This window comes from Tundrisphaera macrotermitis (genome assembly GCF_051175315.1).
Classification (GTDB): domain Bacteria; phylum Planctomycetota; class Planctomycetia; order Isosphaerales; family Isosphaeraceae; genus Tundrisphaera.
Genome location: NZ_CP195100.1, coordinates 3,104,538 through 3,125,615 on the forward strand (window position 1 = coordinate 3,104,538; position 21,078 = coordinate 3,125,615).

The window sequence follows — 21,078 nt, forward strand, 5'->3', positions numbered from 1 at the left end:
CCATGGATGGATCGAAGTTCGCCCTGGGCCGACTGCCGTGGGGCCTGATCGCCTCGATCGTCGCGATCGCCGGGATCGAATCCTACATCGCCGGTCGCGGGGCCTTCTTCCGCGACCCGGGCGACTGGGGCTGGGCGGTCACCGAGAAGGCCGCCCGCGTCGAGGGGCCGAAGCACGAGATCCTCGCCTTCGGCGATAGCCTGGCCAAGATGGGCCTCGTCCCCGAGGTGATCGAGGCCCATTCCGGGCGATCGACCTACAACCTGGCCGTGACCGCCGGCCAGGCCCCGTCGAGCTATTACCTCCTGCAAAAGACGCTCGACGCCGGGGCCCGGCCGCGGGCGATCCTGGTGGACTTCTTCCCCCGGCTCCTCCAGGTCGGCGTGCGGGATACCCCGTACTGGCACGCCGTGCTCGGACCCGGGCAGGCGGCGGAACTGGCCTGGAAAGCCCGCGACCCCGAACTCTTCGCCACGATCATGGCGCCCCGGCTGCTGTCCAGCCTCAGGGCCCGCCACGGGCTCCGGATGGCGATCAGCAATCTCACCTGGCGGCCGTGGGGGACCGAGACTTCGGCCTATCGCCGCAACTGGCGCGAGAATCGGGGGGCGCAGCTGATGCCCTGCGGGGTCGACCCCAACGTCGACTTCCCCGGCATCCGCCGGGCGTTCTACTCCGACGCGAAGTTCGACCCGGTCAACGTCGCCTATATCCATCGCTTCCTGGACCTGGCGGCCTCGCGGTCGATCCCCGTCTATTACCTGCTCCCGCCGATCAAGCCGGCCCTCCAGGCCGAGTGCGAGGGCAGCGGGTTCGAGGCCGCCTACCGGGCCTTCCTCCGGGAGATCCAGGATCGCCACCCCTCCGTGGTGATCGTCGATGGGCGCCACGCCGACTACGATCCGGCCCTGTTCCACGATGCGAACCACCTGGGCCGCGACGGTGCCTGGGCCTTCAGCGCCGCGATCGGCGACCTGCTCCGGGAACGACCCCCGGAGGCGCCCGGACCCCTCTGGGTGGACCTCCCGGCATATCGCGGCCTGCCCGCGGGATCGCCCCCCGAGGACCTGAACGAGTCCCGCGCCGCCCTCGTCGCCGAACGCCGGGCCGCCCGGTTGCGGTGAGGGGCATTGCCCGCCGCATGTGCCTCGCCTATGCTCGGACATGCGTCATGAGGTGACAGGGGACGCAAAGGGAGAGGGAGGGGCAGCCATGCCGGGCGATCCCGCACCGGGCCGTGATCGGTTCGAGGGCTGCCTGCTCGGGCTGGCGATCGGCGACGGCCTGGGGGCGCCCTACGAGGGCCTGCCCGAGGACGTGATCTTCGCGATGGGGCCGGCCGATGCGATCGTCGCCGACTTCCCCGAGCCGGTGATCCGCTACACCGACGACACGCAGATGACCATCGCGGTGGCCGAGGCCCTGGTCGCGCGGGAGGAGATCGAGGAGGAGTCCCTCTGCGCCGCCTTCACGGCCCACTACGACCCGGATCGCGGCTACGGCCCCGGCGCCCGGCGGATCCTCGGGGCGATGCGGGACGGCCAGGATTGGCGATCGGTGGCCCGCGACGTCTTCCCGGGCGGGTCCCTGGGCAACGGCGCCGCGATGCGGGTCGCCCCGATCGGCCTCCTGTTCGGGGATGACCTCGACCGCGTCGCCGAGCAGGCCGAGCGATCCGCCCGGCCGACCCACCTCCACCCGATCGGCATCGACGGCGCCCGGCTGATGGCGGTCGCCGTCGCGCTGGCCTCGCGCGGGGGGCCGTTCGACCGCAAGGCGTTCTTCCGCGACCTCGCCCCGTTCGCGGAGACGGAGGAGTTCCGCTGGCAACTCTCGGTCGCTCGGCGGCTCCGGCGGTCCGATGGCGTCGGCGGATTCGGCAACGGCCTGGAAGCCCACCGATCGGTCACCACCGCCCTGGCGATCTTCGCCGCCTCGCCCGACGACTATCCCGCCGTGGTGGCCCGCGCCATCGGCCAGGGCAACGACGTCGACACCCTGGCGGCGATGGCCGGCGCCCTCGCCGGCGCCCGGCTGGGCCTGGCCGGCATCCCTCCCGTGCTGGTGAGCAAGCTCGAAGAAGGACACCAGGGTCGATCCCACATCCTCAGCCTCGCCGGCCGCCTCCATGAGCTTCGCGCCGGCCGGCCCGACTCGGCTTGATCCTCGGGCCGGTCCGTTCTCCTGCAAGACTCACCAGATCCGCCGGATCGGGTAGGCATCGAATGCGGAATCGGCACTGACCAGCGGCAGTGATTCGACGGTTGCCTGTGCAATCAACATGCGATCGAACGGGTCGCGATGGTGGTTCGCCACGAATTCCACCTGCGTGGCGTGGACCAGGGAGATCGGCAGGAGCGAGAAGCGATTGCGGACCAGGGCTCGATCGAGGAAGGTTCGCGTCGGCTCGCCGAGGTCCAGCTTGCCGAGCCCCACCTTGATCGAGATCTCCCAGCAGGTGGCGATGCTCACGAACTTGTGGTGTCGGGGATCCTCGATCCAGGCCTTCGCGGTCGCGCTCAGCCGCCGATCGTCCTGGAAGAACCAGAGGAGGGCATGAGTATCCAGGAGGAGGCCCGCGCTCATTCCATGTACTCGCGGAAGTCCTCCAGAGGCTCGTCGAAATCGGGGGCCATCCAGAATTTATCGCTCCGCTCGCTGCCCGCCTTGCACGGCCAGGGGCCCGGGTTTCGCTCCAACTCAAACTGGCCGGAGTTATCCGAGGGGGGGGACGGGTCGCCGCTCAAACAGGCCACGACCCGATCTCCCCGGACGATCAGCACCTGCTCGCCCCTGGAGAGCCCGTCGATCAACTCGGGCAGCCGGGCCTGGGCATCTTCCACAGTGATCGTGGTCATGGTCGGCTCCTTCGAATGGGGGCGGCCTCTGCCCTGATTCTACAGGAGCCGACCGGATCATGGCCCGGGGAATCCTCAGGCCGCCTCGGTGTCCGGGGCGACGTGGGGGTAGGCGGCGCTGCTGAAGGTCCGCTTGACGATGCTGCGATACAGGGCGTTGCCCTGCTCCATGCTGACGTTGAGCAGGTCGAGCGCGTCCTTGAGGTTGTGCATGGTCTTGGCCAGTTGTTCCTGGCTGGCGCGGCTGGATCGCTCGAACGAGGCGGACCAGGACTGCGACAGGTTCTCGACGGCGGCGCAGGTGCGGTCCAGGCCCCGCTTGATCTCGTCGAGCGGCTCGACGTGGGGGATGTTGGCCTCGATCCGGGCCAGGGTCAGGACGCCCCGGCGGATCGACTCGTCGACCGTGCCGAGCGTGGCCAGGTCGCGCCCCAGGCGGTCCATCGCCTCGGCGCCCGTCTTGAGGCCGGACAGGGCCACCGGCAGGCGGTCCACCGAGTCGGCGAACCGATCGACGTGCGGGCCGAGGCCGTCGCCCATCCGCGCGGCGAGGTCTTGCAAGGCCCGCGTGGCGGGCTCCAGGGCGGCGGCCAGCTCGCGGCGCATCGCCTCCAGGTGCGGGGCCAGGGCCTCGGCCACGCCGGCGGCCAGCGGGTGCTCGCCGGCCGAGCCGAAGCGGGGCAGGGCGTTCTCCACGACCCAGCGGTCGACTCGGGCGAGCAAATCTTCGGAGCGGCGGTAGACCAGCGTCTGCACCAGCATCAGGGTGGCGCTCAGGAACAGGGCCAGCAGCGTGCTGTCGAAGGCGACCTGGAGCGCGGAGGTCACGCTGGTCAGGTTGCTCATGAACCCATCCAGGTCCTTGACCATCGGCAGGACCCGGCTGATGTTCATCAGCGCCATGCTGATCCCCTCGACCGTGCCGATGAAGCCGATCACCGGCAGGAGGTAGAGGATGTACTTGGTCAGCGTGAACCGGCCGCCCATCATCTCCTGGTCGAGCCCCGACCCCTCGCGGTGGACCTCCATCAGCTGCGACGCCGACGCCTCGCGGGCCTCGGCGGCATACGCGGCGAGCTGCCGGACCCGGGCCGGCAGGATCCGCCGGTCGTCCTCGGCGATCGCCCCGGCGCGGATGGCGGTCGCGCGGGTCGGGTCGAGCCACCCCTTCGCCTCGGCGAACGCCGCCTCATTCCTCCAGAGCCGGGTGAGTTCCCAGCCCAGGGCGAGCACCGCCCAGACGAAGATCGAGGTCCCGACGTACTGCTCCCAGCCCCGCTCGAACATCAGGGTTGGGTTGAAGACCATCAGCGCGATCGGGAACGCCAGGGCGAGCGCCAGCATCCCGAAGGTGCCCGGATAGCTCAGTTTCGAGACGCCGTGGGCGGCCTTCGCGGCGCGTCCCGTCTTCCTGGCGGCGGCCTTCGCGGGCGTGGGGCTGGCCATGACGATCATCCTTCCTGGACGCAAGGCGTGGGTCATCCGCCGATTCAAAAGATCGGCCCTCATCATCGATCCCATCGGCACGATCCCCACCCGACTTGAGACCGGTCAGGCGTCGCCCCCTCCCGATGGCTTCGTCCGGCGGAACCGGAAGTCGCAGTGCGTGGCCCCTTCCATCAGCGTCTGGGTGCGGGTCAGGGTGATATCGGGGTTGAAGCCCTCGACCAGCGCGAAGTCGCGGACGCAGGACAGGTGGGCGCCCAGGTCGGCCAGCCCCAGCGAGCGATACATCTCGGCGTAGCGGCAGCGCACGACGTCGAACGACAGGGCCTCGGGCGTCTGTTCCAGGATCTCCATCTCCAGCGCCCCGCCCTCGCGCCAGCGGTCCAGGCAGGCGGAGAAGGCTTCCAGCGAGGTCTCGCCCAGGCCCCGGGCCATCTCGGCGCCGGCGTCGCGGGCCAGGCCCTCGATGGTCCGGGCGACGATCTCCAGGGCCTTCTGCTGCCCCACCTCCTCGGCGAAGGCCCTCACCAGCGGCCCGACGATCCGGGCCTCGATCTCCCTGCGGCCCAACAGCGTGAGCTTCGGCATCTCCTGATCCATCGCGGCTCTCCTCGGGATTCGGTGGCTGGCGGGGATTCCGGGGCGAATCGTCGGATTCCCCCTTCTTGCCTACCTCCCCAGTATGAATCGTCGAATCGATTCGGTCACGCCGCCTACCGGTTTCCCAGCACGAAAGTTGCGGTCGACCAACTCATTTGGCTGGCGACCGGCCGATCAAAGTCTTCCGCGTCGGCGACCAGGGCCTGGCCCAGGACACCCGCACCGGGGCCCTCGCCTATCGGCCGATCGTGCGGGTCATCCCCGGTACCCTCGCCGCCCTTGCGGGTCGCTTTCGGCGGGGGAACGGTCATCGTCTCGGGAATCCACCGGTTCTGGAAGGCGGGCCGGGGCTGGGCGATGGCCCGCGAACTGAAGCCGGGCGATGTGCCGCGGGCCCTGGGCGGGCTGACCTCGGTCGAGTTGGTCGAGCCCGATCGGGTCCTGCCGGTGTTCAACCCCGACGTGGCTGAGGACGCCGACTTCTTCGTCGGGGCCTCGGGCGCCCTGGTCCACGACAGTACGCTGCCCGACCCCAGGGCCTTGCCGATCGAAGCCCCCCGGGAGATCGCCCGCCGTCCCGGATGATAGGGCGAAGCCGCGGCCGCCGGTCGCGGGACTCCTCCCTGGACAGGCCGGGGTCCGGCGCGTCCAATGGGGGAAAGCGAACGACGGGGCGGGGGGAGAAATCATGGGCGATCTCTGGGATCGGGTCGACGAGCAGCCGGGCGGCGGGATCGTGCGGGGCGGCCCCGCCGTCTCCGACGTGGTCGCGCGGGTCGAGCGGGGGGGGGCGCTGGTCGCGGTCGCCGACGAGATGGGCCTGGGCCCGGCGGACCTGATCTCGGCCCTGGCCCACGCCGGGCTCGGCCCCGCCACCGCCCCCGGGCCGACGCTGAACCAGGTGCCGCCCGGCCGCCCCTGGCTGCGGCCGGCTCTGGAGGAGGGGTCGCTGGCGGACCTCCTGCCCGGCGCGAGGAGGCCGGCGTTGCTGGCCCTGTCGGCCGGGCTCCTCCAGATCCACGACGAGTGGGGGGCCAGCCACGAGGCGGCCCAGGAGGCCGACGACCTGGGGGAATCCGCGACCTCGGCCTACTGGCACGGGATCGCCCACCGCCGCGAGCCCGACCCCGGCAATGCCGCCTACTGGTTCCGCCGGGTCGGCCGGAACCATCCGGCGTTCTCCCCCCTGGCCGCCGCCGCCCGGCCCCTGCTGGACGGCCACGGCGATCCCGGCCTCGCGTCCGGCCTCCTGGCGGGGGGGGCCTGGAACTCCACGGCCATGATCGACCTCTGCACCCGGTCGCAGCCGGGGACGCCCCGCGCCTCGCTCGCCCGCAAGCTCCAGCGCCTGGAGATGATCGCCCTCCTGGAAGTGACCGTCGCTCCCCTCTTGTGAAGGAACCGCATGGAATATCGTCGACTCGGGGCCTCGGGCCTCATGGTGCCCGCCCTGAGCTTCGGCACCGCCACCTTCGGCGGCAACGCGATCTTTCAAGCCTGGGGGCACAGCGATGCCGCCGAGGCCACCCGGATGGTCGACATCTGCCTGGACGCCGGGCTCAACCTGTTCGATTCCGCCGACGCCTACTCCGCCGGGATGGCCGAGGAGATCCTCGGCGCCGCCATCAAGGGTCGCCGCGACCGGGTCCTGATCTCCACCAAGAGCGCCTTCCGGGTCGGCCCCGGCCCCAACGACGTCGGGTCTTCCCGATCCCACCTGATCCGCGCGGTCGAGGGGAGCCTCCGGCGCCTGGGCACGGATTATATCGACCTCTACCAGCTCCACGCCTTCGACGCCGTGACGCCGGTCGAGGAGGTGCTGGGAACGCTCGACGGCCTCATCCGGGCGGGCAAGATCCGCTACATCGGATGCTCCAACTTCTCGGGCTGGCACCTGATGAAGTCGCTGGCCGCCTCCCGGGAACTCGGGCTCGCCCGCCACGTCGCCCACCAGGCGTATTACTCCCTGGTCGGCCGCGACTACGAGTGGGAGCTGATGCCCCTGGCCCTCGACCAGGGGGTCGGCACCCTGGCCTGGAGCCCGCTGGGCTGGGGCCGGCTCACCGGCAAGGTCCGGCGCGGCCAGCCGCTGCCGGAGACCAGCCGGCTCCACTTCGCCGACGCCGCCCACACCGGGCCGCCCCTGGAGGATGAGTTCGTCTACCGAGTGGTCGACGCCCTGGACGAAGTGGCCGCCGAGGTCGGCAAGACCGTCGCCCAGGTCGCCCTCAACTGGCTGCTCGGCCGGCCGACCGTGTCCAGCGTGATCATCGGCGCCCGGACCGAGGACCAGCTCCGCCAGAATCTCGGCGCCCTCGGCTGGACCCTCGCCCCCGAGCAGGTGGCCCGGCTCGACGCCGCCAGCGCGGTCACGCCGTCCTACCCCGCCTGGCACCAGCGCCTCGCCACCGAGCGGAACCCGCCCCCGGCCTGACTCAGGGCTGGATGGGCTGGATCGCGTAGACGATCCGGTCGTAGAAGTTGGCCACCAGGAGCCGGTGGTTGGCCTCGTCCGCCAGCACGGCCAGGGGGCCATTGAAGCCGGACGCCACCCGGCGGACCTTGCCGGACGAGGGATCCGCGGCCACCAGGTCGTTGTAGGTGAGCGTCCGCGACAGCCCCCCGGTTTCTGTCACCGAGGCGATGAAGCGGACGATGAAGACGTTGCCCCGGAGTTCGGCCGGCAGCCGGTCCGAGTAGAAGAATGAACACCCGTTCGACGACGAACTCGGCCCCAGCCCGTCCGGATTGGCCGGGTCGTGGATCGGGTACGGGCCCTTGTTGAACAGGTTGTCGAAGGTGATCGAGACGACGCGCGTATAGCCGGGGGCGGTCGGCGTGAGCATCGGGTTCACGCCGCGCCAGTTGGTGGTGGTATAGCCGTAGTCGGCCCCGAGCCGGGCCTGGAACAACTGGTCGTGGACGTCCCGGCCGAAGTTGGACGAGGTCTGGTCGCCCCGCAGGCCGAAGCTGGTCTTGCCGTTGCCCAGGGTCGTCATCCTCTGGAAGTTATTGGTGAACCAGAGGTTGCGATTGCGGTCCAGGCAGAGGCCGAAGGGATTTCGGGTGCCGGCCGAATGGACCACCAGGCGGCCGGGCGACTTGTCGGTGAACGGGCCGGGATCCTGCTGAAGCCGGGCCTGGAGCGAGGGGGCCGGCTCGACCGCCCAGGCGTTGGCCGACCCGGGCAGGTCGACCACGGCGTCGAGGTCCTGGATCCAGGCGATCGTGCCATTGTAGGCGGATTCGCCGTAGGTCCTGCCGAGTCCCCGGTTGAAATAGCCCTCACCGCCGAAGTCGTCGATCACGCCGCCGGTGTAGGCCCCGGCCTGCCCGTTCTCGGTCCGGGTGCCGATCCCGGCGTAGAGGGTCCGGCCGACGATCTGGATCTGGTCGATCGTATGGTCGCCGGAGGGGATCCCGGTGACGATCGCCACGTCCAGCTCGCCAGCCTCGCCCCAGATCCCGTTGCCGTTGTCGTCGGCCAGCTTGTGGAGCGAGCCGTCCATCCCCGTTGTATACATCGTGCCGTCGCGGAATCCGATGCCGATCCCCCGGACGTTCGGCGCGGCCGGCCTCGGGTCGGAGAGGGCCCCGGTCGTCGGGTCGTAGGCATAGCTGAAGGCGCCGGCGTCGATCGTCATCGCGTAGACCCGGCCGCCGGGCCCGAAGGTCATCTGCGCCGGCGCTCCGCCGACGCTCCCGACCGCGCCGATGGCCAGCCGCCCCTGGTAGGCCGGGGCGATTGAGGGGGCCTGGGCCATCGCGGGGGCCTGGGCCATCGCCGCGACTGCGCAGACGCCCAGCAGGGCCAGGGCCCTCCTCCGGAAGCGGAAGGCCAGGCCGGCCGCCCCAGCGATCGCCGACAACGCCAGCGACGAGGGCTCGGGCACGGGGGCCGGCGCGGCGATCGGCGTGAGGTTCACCGTGACCGATTGCGGCGATCCCGAGAAGTTGAACCCCAGGAAGGTCTCCAGCACGTCGTCGGGCGGGGTCGTCCCGCCCAGGAACGTGGCCGTCCGCCCGCCGTCGGAGAGCAGCACCGTGTACGACGGGGGGGTGGCGTAGGTGCCGTGGGCGTCGAACGGATTGTTCGGCTCGCGGAACGTCGCCGAGCCCGAGACGATCTCCGCCCGGAACCCGATCCAGGTGGTCAGGGAGTCGTTGATGTTGACCACATCCAGCGTGACCGCGGCGTTGTCCGTCACCGAGAACGACACCGCGATCGGCGCGATCGCCGTGAAGTCGGCGTAGACCACCGCCGACATCTGCTGATCGAAGGTGTTGATCTCGGAGTAGGTGATCGACCCGCCCGGCCCCGTCGTCCCCTCCGGGCTGAGCGATCCGGTCGTGAAGCTCGCCGGTGCCGGGGCGACCAGGGCCAGGAAGGCGAGCATCGGGGCCAGGGTCCATCGCATCGGCATCGGCAGGTTCGGCATCGTCTGAATCGCCCCGTCCGGTGATCTGATCATCGATCCGTCGATCCGACGGACCCGCGGCCCGGATATTTCAGCCGGCCGGGCCGTCGCAAGTCAACGGATCCTGGACGTGTTACTTTGATCGACTTTGTTAAGCCATCATGTGTTTCCCCAATCCGACCCGGGCGTCTGGGCTGCCTTGATATGCGGGCATCACCGCGGGGCGTCGGGCTTCGGGGCGGACGCCGGGGCGGGGGCGGTCAGGTAGGCGAGGAGGTCGCGCGTGGCCTCGGTGCCGATGGCGCCCAGCAGCCCGACCGGCATGATCGACGAGGGGCTGGGGCGGAGTTCCTCGACCTCGGCCGTGGGGAAGGTGGCGGATTTGGCGTCGATGTCGGAAACCCGGAGCGAGTCCGCCCCTTCGGCCCGGACGACGCCCATCACCACCCGGCCATCCTTGAAGGCCACGGTGTATGAGGCGTAGTCCGGGTGGATCGAGGCGCTGGGCTCGGCGATGTTCTGGTAGACCCAGGACCGATCGGCCCCGGCGAGCCCGGCGAGGTCGGGGCCGATGGCCGGCCCCTGCCCACGCATGGCGTGGCAGGTGGCGCACTTGGCGGTCTCGCCCCGGAAGATGGCCTCGCCCCGGGCCGGGTCGCCCCCGGTCAGGAGCGTCGCGGGGACCTCGGCCGGCGAGGCCACGGTCGGGGTGGGCGGGGCCCAGGGCATCACCAGGGAGGAGCGGGGCAGGGGAGTCAGGGCGTCCTGCCCGGCCGCCTGGGTCGCGATCCGCAGCCGGGGGGAGGGGGAACATCCGGTCGCCAGGTCCACCTGCAACTCCACGGCCTCACCCGCCCCCTCGAACCGCAGCGCGGCGCGGTGGGCATTCTCCGGCGTGGCGAACGAGCGGACCTCCTCGCCCGACAAGGTCGCCCGGAACGGCGCCGAGGCGTCGAAGGTGAGCGACCCCTGGCCCATCGGGAGGTTCACGAAGGCGCGGAGGGTCAGGCGCCCGGCGTCGCCGCCGATCTTCGCCCAGAGCCGCTCATGTCCCGCCGAGGCCCGGGTGGTGTCGTACGCCTCGGCCATGTCGAAGGTGGGCAGCCAGCCCGACCACGCCGGGGGCGGCCCGCCGCCGGCGCCGGGGGGAGGGGCGGCCCCGAGATGCCAGGTGGCCTCGACCCCGGACAGGTCGTAGGCGACCTCCACCCGCTCGCCCTCCCCGGGCTTCCCCGCAGCCTTCACCCCGGGGAGGGATAGCCGGTAGGTCGCCTCGCGCGGGTGGGGATCGGTGGCCAGGACCAGTGTCCGGCCGCCGTCCTCCAGCCGCGCCGCGGCCACGCGGAGCGTCCCCCGATTGCCCCCCGGACGCCCCTGGGCCGCCGGGTCCTCGAAGCCGATCTTCGTCCCGACGACACCGGAGGCCACCGACGGGTCGACCGCCTCGGGGAACGCGATCCGCGTCTCCATCGGCCCCGCGGCCCACGCCTGAGGCCCCCGGGGCGGGTCCGCCGCGATCGAGAGCGAGGCCATCGGCAGGGCGAGGGTGCAGGCGGCGAGCCATCGGGAGGTCGTCATCGGGGGGTCACCGGGGCCGGTTCGGGTGTCGGGTCAGGTCCTCCCATCTTAGGCGCCGCTCCTGGCCCCGGACAACCGAAGACCACGCTCGCGGGGCGGGCCGGGCCCCGGCATCCTCGCCCCATCCCCGGCCGTCTTTCGCGCCGAGATGCGCCGGGGGGCGACGACGGTCGCCGCGTGCCCTAGAATCGTCCTGTCCGTCGGCCGAATCGAAGCCGCCGACGCCCGAGGCGCCTCCACCCGACGACGGGGCGGGCCGGCCGGGGCGGGGCCGGGGGCTTCTGTCCGGGGGAGGACAGATCCGGTCGGCGCGATCTGATCCATTGGCACGATCAGCGCCGAGGCGCGGAAGTCCGCATCGGCCCGTGATGTTCGCGGCGAGCTTGCCGCCAGGAAGCCCCATGCCATCCTTCCCCACCTACCGCAACATCGATAACTTCATCCTCGATCGCCTGCCCGACCAGGAATATGGCCGGATCGCCCCGCACCTGCGACTCGTCCCCCTGGAACTCCGCCAGGTGATCCATCAGATCGACGAGGAGATGGATCACGTCTACTTCCCGACCACCGCGTTATCGTCGCTCCTGACCGTCCTGGAGGCGGAAGACCCGGTCGAGGCGGCCGCCGTCGGCCGCGAGGGATTCATCGGGGCCGTGGCGGGCCTGGACCTCACGCAGAGCCCGCACCGGGTCATCTGCCAGATGCCCGGGGAGAGCTTTCGCCTGCCGATCGAGGCGTTCCACGAGGCCCTGGCCCAATCCCCGGTGCTATCGCGGCTGGTCTCGCGCTACCATGCCTACTTGATGCGATACTTCAGCCAGGGGATCGCCTGCAATGCGCTCCACATGGCCGAGGCGCGGGCGGCACGATGGCTGCTGATCTCGCACGACCAGGCGCGGGCCGACGAGTTCGCGCTGACCCAGGAGTTCCTCGGCGTGATGCTCGGGGTCCGGCGCCAGGGGGTGACGGTGATCACGGGCGTCTTGCAGAACGCCGGGATCATCGCCCACAGGCGGGGGCATTTCATGGTTCTGGACCGGGGCCGGCTGGAGGAGGTGGCCTGCGAATGCTACGCGGCCACCCGCGCCTATCACGAACGCGTCATGGGGTGAGCGCCGGAGGCACGCAAGGGGACGCGGCCGGGCCATCCCGACGCGGAACGGGGGCACGACCTTGAAGCGAACCGATCGAGAGCCGTTCGACCTGGACGAGGTGTTCCGCCGGCTCCGCGAGGCGCTGGCGGGGCTGCCCAAGGCGGCGATGTTCGACCTGCGAGACCGGGGGTATGACACACCGTTCGAGCAGTTGGTGGGCAGCCTGATCTCGGCCCGGACCCGGGACGAGACGACCATGGCCGCCTGCCTCCGCCTGTTCGCCGTGGCCCGCACGCCGGGGGCGATGGCGAAGCTCGACGAATCGGAGATCGCCCGCCTGATCGCGCCGGCCACCTTCCCGGAGCCCAAGGCCCGCGACCTCCGCGAGCTGTCGCGGCGGATCGTCGAGGAGCATGGCGGGACGGTGCCGGACACGATGGAGGGGCTGACGGCGTTCCGGGGCGTCGGCCCCAAGATCGCCGCCCTGACGCTGGCGGTGGGGTTCGGCCGGGCGGCGATCGCCGTGGATGTCCACGTCCACCGGATCTGCAACCGCTGGGGCTACGTCCGCACCAAGACCCCGGAGCAGACCATGGCCCGGCTGGCGGAGATCCTGCCGGAACGCTACTGGGTCGAGATCAACGAGCGGCTCGTCCCGTTCGGCAAGTTCGTCTGCGTGGGCGTGAGCCCGAAATGCTCGACCTGCCCGCTGCTGTCGATGTGCGAGCAGGTCGGCGTCACCACCCATCGTTGATTGGCGTCCCGTCACTTCCTGGATCGGAGGTGCCGGTCGGCGAAGTCGAGGTAGCGGGCCCAGTCGAAGTCGGTCACGTCGTGGACGCCGGGGCGGACGTGGTAACCGATGCCCCCCATCGACGGCTCGCCCACCGCCGGCCAGGCGGTCGCGGGCATCCCTTCGACGCCCAGCAGGCGGAAGGCGGGCTCGGCCGACTTGATCCCGGCGAACTCCCCTTCCGGGTCGGCGTTCTTGTCTTCCAGGGCGCTGCCGACGTAGGCCGGTCGGGGCGCGATCAGGGCGATCACCTGGTGCTGGTCGAACGGGAGCATCGCATCCTGGTCGTTGTACTTGCGGAAGTTCTCGCAGAACCAGTGGGGGAAGTTGGTGTTGAGCTTCCGGACGCTCTCGCCCGACGCCCGCCGGAACAGCTTGGCCCCGCCGGCGCCCGACTCGTTGCTGATCACCAGGGCGAACCGCTCATCCGTCGCGCCGGCCCACAGCGACGCCTTGCCCAGCCGGGAGTGGCCGAACGCAGCCACCCGCTTGGCGTCGATGGCCGGGTGCGTCTCCAGGTAGTCGAGCGCCCGCGACAGGCCCCAGGCCCAGGCGGCGATCCCGCCGAAGTTGTCGGGCCGGTTCTGGAGGTCCGGGAAATCCGACCGGACGCTCTCGGCGAAGCCGTCCTTGCGGTCGGGGTCGAGGTCGCCCCGGGCGAAGGTCGCCACGGCGTAGCCCCGGTCGATGATCGTCTCCAGCGGCCACCGCCGCGACTCCGACCCGCGCGGGAAGATCACCATCTTGCCGCCGGGGGCCGCCATCTTGACCTTCGACTCGATGATCGCCGGGTCCTCGTTGACCGACTGGTTGCCCTGGAAGTTGATGCCGAGGAAGGCCGGCACCGGCACCGTGGCCGCCTTGGGGCGGTACAGGAGCAGGTGGATGGTCCGCCCTTCGGGCCGTCCGTCGAGCCGGATCGCGACCTGCTCGCGGATCGCCTTGCCGCCCAACGCCTCGGCCGGCTCGGCCTCGGCCGCGATGGTCATCGCTTCGGGACGGCCCGGCGATCGGCCGTACATCTCGCGGGCGAAGAATTCGAGCAACTCGGGGCGGCGAACGTCGCGCCACTGCTCCGGGGTGGTGATCTTCACGCCCGAGGCGGTGGTGAGCAGGTCGGGAATGCCGGCGGGGAAGGTGGGGGGCATGGCCGAGTCCTGGGCCGCGACGCCGATGGGGGCCGTCAGCAGGGCCCATCCGGCCAGCGATCGGAGAGTACGCAGCATGGGCGACCTTCTCGGGGTTCGTGGGGTTCGGGACGATCCGAATCCGGACGGATCGCGGGATTGCGGCGATTTTGCGGCACGGGCGGGCCCGGCTCAAGGCCCGGGTCGGGTCGGGCCGATGGTTTCGAAGTGATGGGCCGGCGACGCACGGACGGCGCCGCGGATCGATCCGGCGGGAGGGAGGCCGAACACCCATGCGACGGTCGAGGCGAGGCGGTCATTCCGGGATGGAGTTCGGCGGGTCGGGCGAGGATTCGTTCGTCGCGGTGGTCGTCACCAAGCTGACCGGGGCGTTGCTGTTCATCCTCCTGCTGACCATGGTCATCATGGCCCTGATCCCCAAGGCGATCGACCTGCCCTCATCGCCGGCCCGCGACGCGGCCGCGGAGTCGGAGGACGACGGCGCGGGGCCGCTGCGGATCGGCACCCCGGGCACGCTGCCCGAGGCGATCGCGGGCCGGCCCTACCAGGTCGCGCTGGCCGCGATCGGCGGCCGGGGGCCGTTGCGGTGGTCGATCGACGGCCCGCTGCCCGCCGGCCTCTCGCTGGATCCCGAATCGGGCCTGGTCCGGGGCACCCCCGAACGCGGGACGCCCGAGCCGTCGAGCCTGGTCCTCCGGGTCGACGACGGGAAGGCCCGGGCCAGCCAATCCACCCAGCTGGTGGTCTACCAGCCCGACCGGCCGCTGACCGTCCCGTCGAAGTGGAAGCCGGCCCTGCCGCCGATCCCGTGGCGGGCCTGGCTGGACCAGGGCTTCGGCTTCCTCGTGCTCGTGCTCGTCCACATGGTCGGGATGAACGCGATCGCCTCGCTGGAGCGTCGCGCCCGGGCCGCCGACCCCGAGGCGGCCCCGGGCACCCATCGCCGATTCGTCGCCTACCGGGCGACCCTCCGGCTGGCCTCCGTGGCCGCGTTCGCCGGGCTGGTGGCCTGGCTCTGGGCGGCCCCGGCCTGACGGCCCCGGCATCGCAGGCGGATCGGAGGCCGATTTCGGCTTTTTTCGGAGATTCCGAGGACGAAACGGGCCGTCTTGCCGCTCACCCTCTCATGATGCGATCATACGAATCGTGAGGCAGGCGGTCCCGGGTCGCGCGACGGTGCCCGGCCCCGAACCATCCGTCCCGGTCATTTCCGAGGGATCACCCATGCTCCGCTCGTACCGTAGCCTCCTGGCGGCTAGCCTCGCCATCGTCTTCGCCTGCTCCGCGGCGAATGTCCTCGCCCAGCAGGATCCAGGGAACCAGGGCGGCAACCGGCGCGGTGGCCAGGGCGGCCCCGGCGGCCCGGGTGGCTTCGGCGGCGGGCCCGGCGGGTTCGGCGGCCGCGGCGGCGGGTTCGGCGGCCGCAGCAGCAACCCCCTGCAGTCGATCCCGATGCTGCTCGGCGTCGAGGCCGTCCAGGCCGAGCTGAAGCTGACCGACGATCAGAAGGCTCAGATCAAGGCGATCAACGAGAAGTCCGGCGCGCAGATGCGGACCCTGATGGAAAAGATGGGCAATCGCCGGAATCGCGGCGGCAACAACGGCGGCAACGACCTGGGCGACAACGCCGGCAACAACAACGCCGGCAACAACAACAATCGGGGCGGCGACAACGCCGACGCCGACCGTCAGGCCGCCCGCGACGAGATGACCGCCCTGCAGAAGGACACCGAGAACGCGCTGGCCAAGGTCCTCAAGAAGGAGCAGGCCAAGCGGGTCGCCGAGATCGCCTACCAGCTCGCCGGCCCCCAGGCCTTCACCTCGCAGGCCCTGGCCGCGAAGCTCAGCCTCGATGACGACCAGATCGAGCGGATCAACGCCGTCCTGGGCGACATGCGGCGGACCCAGTTCGAGTCGATGCGGGCCCGGTTCGCCAACCGCGACGGCGGCAACGGCGGCAATCGCGGCGGCGACAATGGCAACAACCGCGGCGGCACCCGGGGCGGCGACAACGGCGGCAACCGCAACGGCAACGGCGACCAGGGCAACGCGAACCGGGGCGGGGACAACGGCGGCCGGGGCGGTCGCCCCGACTTCAACAGCCCCGAGTTCCAGGCCCGGATGACCGAGATGAGGGCCGAGCAGGCCAAGCTCAACGACAAGGCCATGGTCGCCATCGGCAAGATCCTCGGGCCGACCCAGCGGAAGGTCTACTCGGGCCTCGTCGGCGCCAAGTTCGACCTGACCAAGGTCAACTTCCGCGGCCCCGGCGGCCCCGGCGGCCCCGGCGGCCCCGGCGGCCCCCCCGCCGCCCCGGCCCCGGCCGCCGCCGCGACCCCGACGGCCGCAACCCCGACGGCCGCCGCCCCGGCCCCGGCCGCCGCGGCCACCAAGCCCGCGAGCAAGATGACCCTGAGCGAGCGTCGCGCCGCCGCCGCGGCGGCCGCCAACGCCGCCCCCAAGTAATTCCGATCGCCGCGCCTCCGGGGGGCCTCGATCGCCCTTCCCGGACGGCCCGGTTCGTCGTATAAGGACGAGGGGCGAAGCCCAGGGACGGGCGATTGCCCCTCGTCCCTCGCATTTCCGGATCGTGAACCCTGGTCACGGAGGACCGCCCATGCGTCTGGGAATGACGCCCGCACTGATCCCGTTCGCCCTCGGGGTCGTCCTCCTCGGGTCCGCCTCGGCCGGCCCCTGGAGCCTTCCCGACGCGGCCCAGGGGATGCGGCTCAACCCGCTGTTCCTCCTGAGCCGGCCGGACATCCGCGACGATCTCAAGATCGGCCCCGAGCAGGCGGCCGCCATCGACCGCGAGGTCGTCGAGGTCTATCGCCAGGCCGCCGCCCTGATCGGCCGGACCGATCCCGGCGTCGTCGCGGCGCGTCGCGCGGTCGACGAGCGGGCGGCCCGATGGATCGAGGAGCACCTCTCGACGGATCAGCGGGTCCGGCTGTCCCAGCTCGAACTCTGGTGGGAGGGGCTCGCTGCCCTGACCTATCGCCCGGCGGTGGCCGACGCCCTGTCGCTCTCGCCGGAACAGCAGGCCGCGCTGGCCAAGGCCGTCGCCGCCCGCAATGCCGCCCGCGCCAGGGGGGGCGACCCGGCCGTCGAGCAGCAGAAGCTGACCCGGGCCGCCATGGCCGTGCTCTCCGAAGGGCAGCGCAATCGCTGGGTCGGCCTGCTCGGCCCGCCCTTCCTGCTCCGCCCCGCCACGGCCCAGCTCGATCCCCAGGCCATGACCGCCGGCCACCAAGGCCCCGGGCGGTAAGCATCCGCCCCGGAAAATCGCCCGGCCCCCGAGTTGCGTGCATGTTAGACTCTCCTTGAGGGCGATGCACGCGAGAAAGGATGGGTCGGGGTCATGGGCCGATCTGGCGAGATTCGGATCGGCATCGTCGGGGCGGGACGGGTGGCCCGCGAACGCCACCTGCCGGGCTTCCTTGCCTTGCCGGGCGTGCGGGTCGTGGCCGTCTGCAACCAGAGGCGCGAGTCCTCGGGCCGGATCGCCCGGGAATTCGACATCCCCAAGGTCCATGGCGGCTGGGAAAGCCTGATCGACGACGACGACGTCGACGCCGTGGTCATCGGCACCTGGCCTTACCTCCATTGCCCGATCACCCTGGCGGCCCTGGACGCCGGCAAGCACGTCCTCACGCAGTCGCGGATGGCGATGAACGCCCGCGAGGCGCAAAGGATGCTGGATCGGTCCCTGGAGTGCCCCGACCAGGCGACGATGGTCGCGCCGTCTCCCTACGGGCTGGTCGGCGACGCCTACCTGAAACGCCTGATCGCCGACGGTTTCCTGGGCGTGCTCCGCGAGGTTCACGTCACCGGGCTGTCCGGCGAGCTGGCCGACCCGACGACCCCGGCCGGCTGGCGGCAGATGACCAAGTACGCCGGCTTCAACATGCTCGACCTCGGCGAGCTGCACGAGGCGGCCCTCCGCTGGGTCCCGCCCCCGCGCCGGGTGATCGCCGCGGCCTCCAAGCAGATCGCCACCCGGCCCGACCCGGAGACCGGCGACCTGGCCAAGGTCGGCACGCCCGACAGCGTCCAGGTGCTCACCGCCTACGCGGACGGGGCCCGGGGCACCTACCGGGTCAGCGGCGTCGCCTGGCACGAGGACGAGACCTCGATCGTCCTCCACGGCAGCGAGGGGACGCTCCGCTACGACTTCCGGGCCGACGAGATCACCGGCGCCCATCGCGACGACCCGAAGATGAAGCCGTTGCCGATCCCCGAGTCCCTCAAAGGGGGCTGGACCGCCGAGGCCGACTTCGTGGCCGCGGCCCGGGGCGAACGCCCGGTCACCCGCACCACCTTCCTGGACGGCGTCCGCGGCATGCAGTTCGCCGAGGCCGTCGCCCGCAGCTCCCGCCACCAGACCCCGGTCGACCTCCCTCTCAAGGAGTTCTCGAACCCCAGCCTCTGAGGCGGTCCCCGGCCGACCTCGGCCCCGATCGCGAAGTGAGCAGGCCCGGATTCCCGAGGACTCGCCCGGCGAGGAGCCAACCCCGCCTGGGGCGACGGGAACCCGGCGGATCCCCGCCAGGATTGGGTCCATCGATGCCGGGCCATGCGCCGGGGCCGGAGGAGCCCTCCGGCGAGGCGTCCGGGAGCGCGCCCGGCCGGCGGCGAGCCTCGACGGAAAAACGAACCCAACGCCGGACGACTCACGGTCCGCCCGGGGGGGCAGCGACCGGGCTCGGCTCCCGGGCGAACCCGGCGCGGTGCCATGCGAAACGAACCCAACGCCCGGGCCGGCCCGCCCGGCATGGCGTCCCGAACGAACCCAACGCTCGGGCCGGGCCCGGATGCGGGAAGGGTCTGGCCGGCCCGGACGGCGGCCGATCGAGGGGCGTCGGTCGTCGGGCTGGTTCAGGGAAGTTGCGTAATCGTCGCAATCGATTTCATCGTTAGTTTCTTGTCATCTTCGCGCCGGCATGCAAAATTGTGGATCCGGCGGTCCCGTCCGGAGTCGGCAAAGCGGCCGACGTGGCGACGAAGCTTCCCCCCACCCGTGATGCCCATCACCGATGAACAACCTCCGCATTCGCGATCCCTTCCCACGCCGCCCGCGGCAGTCCGGGCGTCGCGCCCGATCGATGGCCCCGAGGGTCGAATCGCTCGAAGGGCGACAGCTGCTCGCGGTCCAGCTCCAGGTCGATTATTCGCTCGACACCGGCTTCTTCGCCTCGTCGGATCGTCGGACGTTGCTGGAGAACACCCTCCGGGAGATCACGTCGCGCCTCGATGACTCGCTGGGGGCGCTCTCGTCGGACTCGTACACCTTCCCCGGGCCGTCCGGCGACGTGACGAAGACCATCTCGGTCCCCGCCGACACCCTGAAGCTCTACGTCTACGGCCGGAAGCTGGGCGACCGCACCGCCGGCCGGGGCGGCAGCGTCTTCTCCGATTCCAATCGGTTCCGCGGCCAGTCCGAGACCAACGACTTCGCCCCTTCAATCTCCTACATCGGCTTCGACGATGACGGGTCGACGGACTGGTTCTTCGGCTCCTCGACCACGTCCGGGGTCGACCTGTCGGGCCGGCCGGCGACCCTGGAAGACCACTTCGACTTCGTCTCGACCGTCCGGCACGAGTTCCTGCACACCCTGGGCTTCCTCGGCAGCGTCTACACGAAGCTGGGGCTGTCCAGCGGCGGGAACTTCGTCGGGCCGACGGCCCTGAAGGCCAACAAGGACAAGTCGATCCCGCTCGACGGCGGGCATGTGGACGAGGCGATCCCCTCGCTGATGAACCCGTCGACGGCGAACGGCGTCCGCCGCGACCTGACCTCCCTCGAATACGGGATGCTGACGGACCTCGGCTGGCAGATCAAGCAGCCGGCCGGCTTCTACAAGAAATTCGACCTGCTGACCTCGGGCGACGGCGGGTCGCTGCGGCTCCGGGTCACCCCGTCGCGGGGCGTCTACCTGATGCGCCTCGACGCGCTGGTCGGCGATACCCTCACGCTGACGACCCAGGATGGCACGAAGTCGAACGAGAAGGGGGTCTCGACCTCGCTCCGCCTCTACGACCTCGACGGCAACCTGCTCGCCACGGGCGACACGTCCGGCGAGAAGGCGAGCCTGAGCTACTATTTCGCCCGGGGCGGCTCCTTCTACGTCGGCGCGTCCGCGCGGTCCCAGGATGACTACAGCTTCTCGACCCCGTCGGCCACGGCCGCCTCGTCGCAGTCCTTCTTCCTGGACGCCACGCTGGACGGGCCGGCCGACGCCGAGGCCAACAACATCGCCTCGGCGACGGTCCCCCTGGCCATTTCGGGGGCCGGGACCACGCTGACGACCACCCTCCGGGAGAATGCCGACCCGGACTTCTACGCCTTCGACGCGACGGCCGGGCACACGATCCGGATCCGCACGGCCCTGCCCGCCGGCGGCGGGTTCGCCGGGGCGTCCATCATCACGGTCTACGACCAGTCCGGCCGCAAGCTCGCCGGGATGCCCGCCCCGAGCGAGGAGGACGCGACCAGCTACGGCGAGATCGCCTTCCTCGCGCCGGCCACGGCCCGCTACTACGTCCTGATCGCGCACGACGCGGGCTCCGAGACGGTCGGCCTCGATGATGGGACGATCACCGAAGGCTGGGGCTTCCTCACCTCCACCGGCGAATTCAGCGGCGGCGGCGAACGTTCCGGCGGGAGCGACTACCGGCTGACCATCATCGACTCGACCATCGACAACGGAGGCGGTGGCGGTGGAGGCGGTGGCGGTGGCGGTGGCGGCGGTGGTGGTGGTGGCGGAGGCGGAGGCGGTGGCGGTGGCGTTGTCACTGTCGCGCCGACGGTCGTGGGCGTCATCGCCGTGGGGCGGGTCAAGAAGTCCCGGAAGATCTCGACGATCACCCTGGCCTTCAGCGACTCGGTCGACCCGGCCCAGGGGACCCAGGCCGGCTTCTATTCGCTCGCCCTCGGGGTGAAGAAGAAGCGGAAGCTGGTCTTCACCAAGCGGGTTGCGATCAAGTCGATCCGGATCGGGGATGCGCCGAACACGGTCGTCCTGGCCTTGCCCAAGGCCGGCGTCCAGGGGAAGGTCCAGGTGACCGCCCGGGCCGGCATCCTCGGGTCCGGGGGCGTGGCCACCGCGTCCGACTTCGTATCCGTCATCAGCTGATCGGCCC

General features: G+C 71.1%; 19 protein-coding genes. 12 read left to right on the forward strand and 7 right to left on the reverse strand.

Features of this window, described 5'->3' with window-relative positions; genetic code table 11:
* Window positions 1-2 precede the first annotated feature (2 nt).
* Both TA3x_RS12465 and TA3x_RS12470 read left to right on the forward strand, forming a co-directional pair.
* Window positions 3-1,124, forward strand: a complete 1,122-nt coding sequence (locus TA3x_RS12465) for a hypothetical protein (RefSeq protein ID WP_435021660.1) — start codon at window positions 3-5, stop codon at window positions 1,122-1,124.
* An 88-nt stretch (window positions 1,125-1,212) separates the two neighbouring features.
* Window positions 1,213-2,163, forward strand: a complete 951-nt coding sequence (locus tag TA3x_RS12470; RefSeq protein ID WP_435021662.1) for an ADP-ribosylglycohydrolase family protein — start codon at window positions 1,213-1,215, stop codon at window positions 2,161-2,163.
* Window positions 2,164-2,193: 30 nt separating this feature from the next.
* On the opposite strand, the gene TA3x_RS12475 is transcribed toward TA3x_RS12470, so the two are convergent.
* The 4 genes from TA3x_RS12475 to TA3x_RS12490 form a co-directional block, all read right to left on the reverse strand.
* Window positions 2,194-2,586 carry a type II toxin-antitoxin system VapC family toxin gene (locus TA3x_RS12475; RefSeq protein ID WP_435021664.1) on the reverse strand — a complete coding sequence of 131 codons (393 nt, stop codon included), beginning with the start codon at window positions 2,584-2,586 and terminating at the stop codon, window positions 2,194-2,196.
* Entirely contained in the window at window positions 2,583-2,858 is a 276-nt protein-coding gene (locus TA3x_RS12480) for a type II toxin-antitoxin system Phd/YefM family antitoxin (protein WP_435021666.1), read from the reverse strand. Before TA3x_RS12480 ends, TA3x_RS12475 begins: the two co-directional genes overlap by 4 nt.
* 75 nt (window positions 2,859-2,933) lie before the next feature.
* Window positions 2,934-4,304 carry a MotA/TolQ/ExbB proton channel family protein gene (locus tag TA3x_RS12485; protein WP_435021668.1) on the reverse strand — a complete coding sequence of 457 codons (1,371 nt, stop codon included), beginning with the start codon at window positions 4,302-4,304 and terminating at the stop codon, window positions 2,934-2,936.
* Between the two features lie 105 nt (window positions 4,305-4,409).
* Window positions 4,410-4,904 carry an L-2-amino-thiazoline-4-carboxylic acid hydrolase gene (locus TA3x_RS12490; protein ID WP_435021670.1) on the reverse strand — a complete coding sequence of 165 codons (495 nt, stop codon included), beginning with the start codon at window positions 4,902-4,904 and terminating at the stop codon, window positions 4,410-4,412.
* Between the two features lie 357 nt (window positions 4,905-5,261).
* Between TA3x_RS12490 and TA3x_RS12495 the strand changes: the two genes are divergently transcribed.
* The 3 genes from TA3x_RS12495 (at window position 5,262) to TA3x_RS12505 (ending at window position 7,338) form a co-directional block, all read left to right on the forward strand.
* The gene (locus tag TA3x_RS12495; protein ID WP_435021672.1) at window positions 5,262-5,489 is read left to right on the forward strand and encodes a hypothetical protein; all 228 of its coding nucleotides are present in this window, start codon (window positions 5,262-5,264) and stop codon (window positions 5,487-5,489) included.
* 103 nt (window positions 5,490-5,592) lie between these two features.
* Entirely contained in the window at window positions 5,593-6,300 is a 708-nt protein-coding gene (locus TA3x_RS12500) for a DUF433 domain-containing protein (protein WP_435021674.1), read from the forward strand.
* A 9-nt stretch (window positions 6,301-6,309) separates the two neighbouring features.
* Window positions 6,310-7,338 (forward strand): aldo/keto reductase, encoded by a 1,029-nt coding sequence (locus TA3x_RS12505; protein WP_435021676.1) that lies wholly within the window; start codon window positions 6,310-6,312, stop codon window positions 7,336-7,338.
* Window position 7,339: 1 nt separating this feature from the next.
* On the opposite strand, the gene TA3x_RS12510 is transcribed toward TA3x_RS12505, so the two are convergent.
* Both TA3x_RS12510 and TA3x_RS12515 read right to left on the reverse strand, forming a co-directional pair.
* Window positions 7,340-9,376, reverse strand: coding sequence for a PEP-CTERM sorting domain-containing protein (locus TA3x_RS12510; RefSeq protein WP_435021678.1), 2,037 nt, complete (start codon window positions 9,374-9,376; stop codon window positions 7,340-7,342).
* 159 nt (window positions 9,377-9,535) lie between these two features.
* Window positions 9,536-10,900, reverse strand: a complete 1,365-nt coding sequence (locus tag TA3x_RS12515; protein ID WP_435021680.1) for a c-type cytochrome — start codon at window positions 10,898-10,900, stop codon at window positions 9,536-9,538.
* A gap of 401 nt (window positions 10,901-11,301) precedes the next feature.
* On the opposite strand from TA3x_RS12515, the gene TA3x_RS12520 reads away from it, so the two are divergent.
* Both TA3x_RS12520 and TA3x_RS12525 read left to right on the forward strand, forming a co-directional pair.
* Complete coding sequence (locus TA3x_RS12520; RefSeq protein ID WP_435021682.1) at window positions 11,302-12,012, forward strand: Crp/Fnr family transcriptional regulator; 711 nt, start codon at window positions 11,302-11,304, stop codon at window positions 12,010-12,012.
* 61 nt (window positions 12,013-12,073) lie between these two features.
* Window positions 12,074-12,748: an endonuclease III domain-containing protein gene (locus TA3x_RS12525; protein WP_435021684.1), complete on the forward strand. Its 675-nt coding sequence runs from the start codon at window positions 12,074-12,076 to the stop codon at window positions 12,746-12,748.
* Between the two features lie 11 nt (window positions 12,749-12,759).
* Here the strand turns inward: TA3x_RS12525 and TA3x_RS12530 are convergent, their stop codons facing one another.
* Window positions 12,760-14,013 (reverse strand): glucuronyl esterase domain-containing protein, encoded by a 1,254-nt coding sequence (locus tag TA3x_RS12530; RefSeq protein ID WP_435021686.1) that lies wholly within the window; start codon window positions 14,011-14,013, stop codon window positions 12,760-12,762.
* A gap of 194 nt (window positions 14,014-14,207) precedes the next feature.
* On the opposite strand from TA3x_RS12530, the gene TA3x_RS12535 reads away from it, so the two are divergent.
* The 5 genes from TA3x_RS12535 (at window position 14,208) to TA3x_RS12555 (ending at window position 21,071) form a co-directional block, all read left to right on the forward strand.
* Window positions 14,208-14,969, forward strand: a complete 762-nt coding sequence (locus TA3x_RS12535) for an Ig domain-containing protein (protein WP_435021688.1) — start codon at window positions 14,208-14,210, stop codon at window positions 14,967-14,969.
* A 190-nt stretch (window positions 14,970-15,159) separates the two neighbouring features.
* Window positions 15,160-16,401 carry a Spy/CpxP family protein refolding chaperone gene (locus TA3x_RS12540; protein WP_435021690.1) on the forward strand — a complete coding sequence of 414 codons (1,242 nt, stop codon included), beginning with the start codon at window positions 15,160-15,162 and terminating at the stop codon, window positions 16,399-16,401.
* A 151-nt stretch (window positions 16,402-16,552) separates the two neighbouring features.
* Entirely contained in the window at window positions 16,553-17,203 is a 651-nt protein-coding gene (locus tag TA3x_RS12545) for a hypothetical protein (RefSeq protein WP_435021692.1), read from the forward strand.
* Between the two features lie 93 nt (window positions 17,204-17,296).
* Entirely contained in the window at window positions 17,297-18,367 is a 1,071-nt protein-coding gene (locus tag TA3x_RS12550) for a Gfo/Idh/MocA family protein (RefSeq protein ID WP_435021694.1), read from the forward strand.
* Window positions 18,368-19,040: 673 nt separating this feature from the next.
* Window positions 19,041-21,071, forward strand: a complete 2,031-nt coding sequence (locus TA3x_RS12555) for a hypothetical protein (RefSeq protein ID WP_435021696.1) — start codon at window positions 19,041-19,043, stop codon at window positions 21,069-21,071.
* Window positions 21,072-21,078: the final 7 nt, after the last annotated feature.

Excerpts from the sequence above, each read along its gene's own strand:
- TA3x_RS12465 (WP_435021660.1), top strand. The coding sequence starts at position 3 with ATGGATGGATCGAAGTTCGCCCTGGGCCGACTGCCGTGGGGCCTGATC.
- TA3x_RS12470 (WP_435021662.1), top strand. The coding sequence starts at position 1,213 with ATGCCGGGCGATCCCGCACCGGGCCGTGATCGGTTCGAGGGCTGCCTG.
- TA3x_RS12475 (WP_435021664.1), bottom strand. The coding sequence starts at position 2,586 with ATGAGCGCGGGCCTCCTCCTGGATACTCATGCCCTCCTCTGGTTCTTC.
- TA3x_RS12480 (WP_435021666.1), bottom strand. The coding sequence starts at position 2,858 with ATGACCACGATCACTGTGGAAGATGCCCAGGCCCGGCTGCCCGAGTTG.
- TA3x_RS12485 (WP_435021668.1), bottom strand. The coding sequence starts at position 4,304 with ATGGCCAGCCCCACGCCCGCGAAGGCCGCCGCCAGGAAGACGGGACGC.
- TA3x_RS12490 (WP_435021670.1), bottom strand. The coding sequence starts at position 4,904 with ATGGATCAGGAGATGCCGAAGCTCACGCTGTTGGGCCGCAGGGAGATC.
- TA3x_RS12495 (WP_435021672.1), top strand. The coding sequence starts at position 5,262 with ATGGCCCGCGAACTGAAGCCGGGCGATGTGCCGCGGGCCCTGGGCGGG.
- TA3x_RS12500 (WP_435021674.1), top strand. The coding sequence starts at position 5,593 with ATGGGCGATCTCTGGGATCGGGTCGACGAGCAGCCGGGCGGCGGGATC.
- TA3x_RS12505 (WP_435021676.1), top strand. The coding sequence starts at position 6,310 with ATGGAATATCGTCGACTCGGGGCCTCGGGCCTCATGGTGCCCGCCCTG.
- TA3x_RS12510 (WP_435021678.1), bottom strand. The coding sequence starts at position 9,376 with ATGATCAGATCACCGGACGGGGCGATTCAGACGATGCCGAACCTGCCG.
- TA3x_RS12515 (WP_435021680.1), bottom strand. The coding sequence starts at position 10,900 with ATGACGACCTCCCGATGGCTCGCCGCCTGCACCCTCGCCCTGCCGATG.
- TA3x_RS12520 (WP_435021682.1), top strand. The coding sequence starts at position 11,302 with ATGCCATCCTTCCCCACCTACCGCAACATCGATAACTTCATCCTCGAT.
- TA3x_RS12530 (WP_435021686.1), bottom strand. The coding sequence starts at position 14,013 with ATGCTGCGTACTCTCCGATCGCTGGCCGGATGGGCCCTGCTGACGGCC.
- TA3x_RS12535 (WP_435021688.1), top strand. The coding sequence starts at position 14,208 with ATGCGACGGTCGAGGCGAGGCGGTCATTCCGGGATGGAGTTCGGCGGG.
- TA3x_RS12540 (WP_435021690.1), top strand. The coding sequence starts at position 15,160 with ATGCTCCGCTCGTACCGTAGCCTCCTGGCGGCTAGCCTCGCCATCGTC.
- TA3x_RS12545 (WP_435021692.1), top strand. The coding sequence starts at position 16,553 with ATGCGTCTGGGAATGACGCCCGCACTGATCCCGTTCGCCCTCGGGGTC.
- TA3x_RS12550 (WP_435021694.1), top strand. The coding sequence starts at position 17,297 with ATGGGCCGATCTGGCGAGATTCGGATCGGCATCGTCGGGGCGGGACGG.
- TA3x_RS12555 (WP_435021696.1), top strand. The coding sequence starts at position 19,041 with ATGGCCCCGAGGGTCGAATCGCTCGAAGGGCGACAGCTGCTCGCGGTC.